A 4360-nucleotide genomic window follows, 5' to 3' on the forward strand; every position below is an offset into this window, starting at 1 on the left:
CCGGCACCTCGAACTCAAGGCTCGACCCGCGCCCCGACCGCACCGAGGGCCGCGGCCGGTCCGTCGGCAGCTCCAACGGCTCCAGACCCGCCAACGCCTCACGCCAGTAGGCCAATTGGGGATCAACTGCCGATTCCCGCAGCCGGTCCCGTTGCCAGATCGCAAAGTCGCCGTACTGGACCGGCAGCGCCGCACGGTCGGGGGTGCGCCGCTCGCACTCGGCCGTGTACAGCTCGGACAGCTCCTCCGAGACCAGCCGCATGGACCAGCCGTCGGACACGATGTGGTGCAGCACGACGAGGAGCAGGGTCTCGTCCTCGCCGGCCCGCACCAGCACCGCCCGCACCGGCGGTCCAGCGGCGAGGTCCATCGGCCGGAACGCCTCGCGCCGCACCACCTCCAGCGGGTCGGCCCCGCCGTCGATCCGCGTCAGCGCGAAGCCGCCGGGCTCGTCCACGATCTGGCGTGCGTCGCCGTCCGGGCCCGCCACGAACCGTGTCCGCAGCACCTCGTGCCGCTCGACGAGCTGCGCGAACGCCCGCTCCAGCGCACCCGCGTCGACGGTGCCGTGCAGCCGGACGGCCAGGGGCAGCAGGTATTCGGCGGAGCCGGCCAGCAGCTGGTCGAGGAACCAGAGCCGCTGCTGCCCGAAGGACAGGGGCGGTTCACTGCCCACGGCCCTCGGCGCCAACGGGGCGGGGTCCGCCTCCCGGGGTGCGCCGGCCAGGTGTGCGGTGAGGCCGGCCACCGTCGGACGGGCGAAGAGGTCACGTACCGGCACGTCCACGTCCACCTTGCTCGCCAGGCCGTTGACGACACGCATCGCGAGGAGCGAGTGGCCGCCGAGTTCGAAGAAGTTGTCGTGGATCCCGACCCGGTCGACGCCGAGCACATCGGCCCAGACCCGGGCCACCACCCGCTCCACCGGGGTGCGCGGGGCGACGTACGGCTCGCCCGGTTCGGGCCGTTCGGCGTCGGGGACGGGCAGGGCCTTGCGGTCCACCTTCCGGTTCGCCGTCAGCGGCAGCCGGTCGAGGAGGACGACAGCACCGGGCACCATGTACTCGGGCAGGCTCCGCGCGCACCATGCCCGCAGCTCGGACACGTCCGGGCCGTGGGCGGCGTCCTGGGCCGTCACGCAGTAGGCCACCAGCCGCTTCACCCCGGGAACGTCCTCGCGCACGATGACCACGCAGGAGGTCATGGCCGGGTGCTCCATCAGCGCCGACTCGACCTCGCCGAGCTCGATGCGGATGCCCCGGACCTTGACCTGGTGATCGATGCGGCCGAGGAAGTCGAGCGTGCCGTCGGGCAGCCACCGTACGAGGTCACCGGTGCGGTACATCCGGGTTCCCCGCGGGCCGTAGGGGTCGGGCACGAAGCGTTCGCCCGTCAGCTCCGGGCGGCGCAGATAGCCGTGGGCGAGGCCTGTGCCCGCCGCGTACAGCTCGCCGGCCACGCCGGGCGGGACGAGTCGGCGGTGCCGGTCCAGGACGTACAGGCGGGTGTTGCCGACGGGGCGGCCGATGGGTGCGACACTCGGCCACTGCCCCACATCGGCGGGCAGCAGGTGGTCGGTGACGCCGTGGGTCTCGGTCGGGCCGTACCCGTTGTGCAGGGCGCACCACGGGTGGCGGGTGTGGAAGCTGCGGGCCGAGTCGCCGAGGACGTGGGTGTCGCCGCCCTGGGCGATCACGCGCAGCTCCGGGAGCACGGCTCCGGTCGCGTTGGCCGCCTTGTAGAACTCCTCCAGGACGAGGTTCGGGGCGTTGAGCTCGTGGATGCCGTACCGCTCCAGCCAGCGCACCAGGTCGACCGGGTCGGTGCGGACGCTCTCGGGGGCGACGACCAGGCACTTGCCGTACAGGAGCGCGCTGAGGATCTCGTAGGGGGCGATGTCGAAGCTGATGGTCGCGAACTGGGCGACCCTGCCGTGCGGTTCACCGGGCGTTGCCGAGCGCAGCCAGGACGTCAGGTTCACCAGGCCGGTCCCCGGCATCACCACACCCTTGGGACGACCGGTGGATCCCGAGGTGTACATCACGTAGAAGGGGGTGTCCTGGGTGACGGGCCCGAGGCGCTCACCGTCGTCCGGGTCGGTCGACGGGCCGGCGGCCAGCTCCGTCGCGCACTCCGGGTCGTCCAGGACGATCCGGAGCGGCCCTGCGGGGAGCGCGCTCCGGACGGCGGCATGGGTGAGGATGCAGGCCGGCCGGGCGTCCTCGATCATGTAGGCGATCCGGGCGGCCGGGTACTGGACGTCGATCGGCAGGTAGGCGGCGCCGGTCTTGGCCACGCCGAGGAGGGCGGCGATCAGATCGACGGACTTGGGCAGAGCCAAGGCCACCACGCCTCCCGGTCCGGCGCCGGTGGCGATGAGGCGGTGGGCGATTCGGTTGGCGCGCCGGTTGAGTTCGCGATAGCTGAGCTCGACGTCCCCGTGGATCACGGCGGGCGCGTCCGGGGTCGCGGCAGCCTGCGCCTCGAAGAGGGCGGGCACGCTGTCGGCGCTCAAGGGGTGGTCGGTGTCGTTCCACTCCACGAGGAGCTGGTGCCGGTCGGCCGCGCTGAGCATGTCGAGCGCACTCAGCGGGGCTCCGGGTGTGTCGACTGCCATGGCCAGCAGGTTCTGGAAGTGCCTGGCCATCCGCTCGGCCGTGGCCCGCTCGAACAGGTCGGTGCTGTAGCTGAGCAGTCCTTGGAACGTCCCGGCGGATTCCTGGAGGACGAGCGTGAGGTCGAACTGGGCACCGTCCAGGCCGGTGCGGAGCGGTTCGCTCTCCAGGCCGGGGAGGTCCCACACCTGGTCGGAGGGGTTCTGCGGAGTGAGCATCGCCTGGAGGAGCGGCGTGCGGCTGAGGTCGCGTTCCGGTGCGAGGTCCTCCACGATCCGCTCGAAGGGGGCGTCCTGGTGGGCGTAGGCGCCGTGCGCCGAGTTCCTGACCCGGCCCAGGAACTCCTCGAACGTCGGGTCACCCGACAGGTCCGCGCGGATGACGAGGGTGTTCACGAAGAAGCCGATCAGGCCTTCGGTCTCGCTCCGGTTGCGGCCCGCCGCAGGCACCCCGACGGCCACGTCGTCCTGACCGCTGTACTTGGCGAGGTGGAGCTGGAACACCGCGAGGAACGCCATGAAGGGGGTGACGTCCGCACGGCGCGCCAGTCGCCGCAGACCGTCCGACACCTCGGCGGGGACGGTGAACTCCACGCTCGCACCGGCGCCCGTACGCTGCGGCGGCCGCTGGCGGTCGGTGGGCAGTTCCAGCGGTTCCAGGCCGGCCAGCCGGTCCCGCCAGTAGGCCAGTTGACGTTCCAGGAAGTCGCCGCGGAGCCGGTCCCGCTCCCAGACAGCGAAGTCGGCGTACTGGACGGGGAGTTCAGGAAGCGAGGGGGCGCGGCCCTCGACGGCCGCCGCGTAGAGCTCCCCCACCTCCTTGGCAAGGACCGAGGTCGACCAGTCATCGGAGGCGATGTGGTGCAGAACTACCAGAAGGAGGTGCGAATCGGCTGCCTCACGTACCAGGACCGCCCGCAGCAGCGGGCCGCCCTCCGGGTCCAGTTGCCTGCGGGCCTCCTCCCGTACCAGTCGGAGCGCCTCGTCGTGTCCCGCCGCATCCCACTGCTCGACCACGAACTCGACGCCCGGGACGATCAGTTGGCGCGGCTCCTCGTCGCCCTCCCGGACGATCCGGGTGCGCAGCACCTCGTGCCGCTGCAGCAGTCCGCTGAAGGCGGCGTCGAGGGCAGGGACGTCCACGACACCACGCAGCCGCACGACCTGGTGGGTCAGCAATTGACCGCTGTCGGGCATGAGCTGGTGCAGGAACCACAGACGCTGCTGTCCGAACGACAGCGGGGCCTCCCGGTCCTTGAGGCCACGCGGTTCCAGAGGGGGAGCCACAGCGTCCGACAACTGCTCCACCCGCTCGGCCAGCGCGGCGACGGAGGGGCAGGCGAACAGATCGCCGACGGCGAGGTCCAGGCGCAGTTCGCTCGTGATCCGGTTGACCACGCGCAGCACCAGCAGTGAGTCGCCGCCGAGTTCGAAGAAGTTGTCGTGGATGCCGATCCGGTCGATGCCGAGTACGTCGGTCCAGGCTCGGGCGATGACTTGTTGCACGGGGGTGTGCGGGGGGACGTACTGCTCGTCGAGTTCGGGGCGTTCGGTGTCGGGTGCGGGTAGGGCTTTGCGGTCGATCTTGTTGTTGGCGGTGAGGGGGAGTTGGTCGAGGAGGACGAAGGTGCTGGGGGTCATGTAGTCGGGGAGGCTGCGGGCGCACCATGTCCGTAGTTCGGGTGTGTCGGGGCGGTGTTCGGGGTTCGGGTGGGTCGTGCAGTAGGCGACGAGTCGTTTGGTTCC

General features: G+C 71.3%; 1 protein-coding gene. It reads right to left on the reverse strand.

The features are described 5' to 3' along the window. The coding region (locus ACFVGO_RS39230; protein ID WP_380636946.1) for an amino acid adenylation domain-containing protein at positions 1 to 4255 on the reverse strand (4255 nt) is incomplete at its 3' end. Between the last annotated feature and the right edge of the window lie 105 nt (positions 4256 to 4360).

Source organism: Kitasatospora sp. NPDC057738 (assembly GCF_042798815.1).
Lineage (GTDB): Bacteria > Actinomycetota > Actinomycetes > Streptomycetales > Streptomycetaceae > Kitasatospora > Kitasatospora lactacystinica.